General features: G+C 60.9%; 1 protein-coding gene. It reads right to left on the minus strand.

Annotation, left to right across the window (positions count from 1 at the left end):
* Nucleotides 1-396: electron transport complex protein RnfA (locus tag JWG43_RS18340; protein ID WP_205244368.1), on the minus strand; the 396-nt coding region annotated here is incomplete at its 3' end.
* Between the last annotated feature and the right edge of the window lie 51 nt (nt 397-447).

Genomic DNA, 447 nt, shown 5'->3' on the forward strand with positions numbered 1-447 from the left:
GGAAGTGAGCAGGTCGTATTCCTCGCGCTGCACCAGGATGGCCACGCCCATGACGGCGCAGTTGGTGGTGATCAGCGGCAGGAAGATGCCCAGGGCCGCATACAGGGGAGGCACCATCTTCTTGAGGAACATCTCCACGAACTGCACCAGCGAGGCGATGACCACGATGAAGACGATGGTCTGCAGGTAGCCCAGGCCAAAGGGCTCCAGCACGTAACGCTGCATGAGCCAGGTGCAGGCCGTGGCCACGATGATGACGAAGATCACCGCGCCGCCCATGCCCAGGGCCACGCCTTTTTCCTTGGAGCAGCCAAGGTAGGGGCAGTTGCCCAGGTACTGGGCCAGCACGATGTTGTTGACGAAGATGGCCGAGATGAAAAGCTGGAAGATATCCATACGCGCATCCTTGCGAAAGCCCGCGGGCTACTGTTCCTGACGCTGCTGGAG

Origin of the sequence: Desulfobulbus alkaliphilus (assembly GCF_016918545.1) — a bacterium.
Classification (GTDB): domain Bacteria; phylum Desulfobacterota; class Desulfobulbia; order Desulfobulbales; family Desulfobulbaceae; genus Desulfobulbus; species Desulfobulbus alkaliphilus.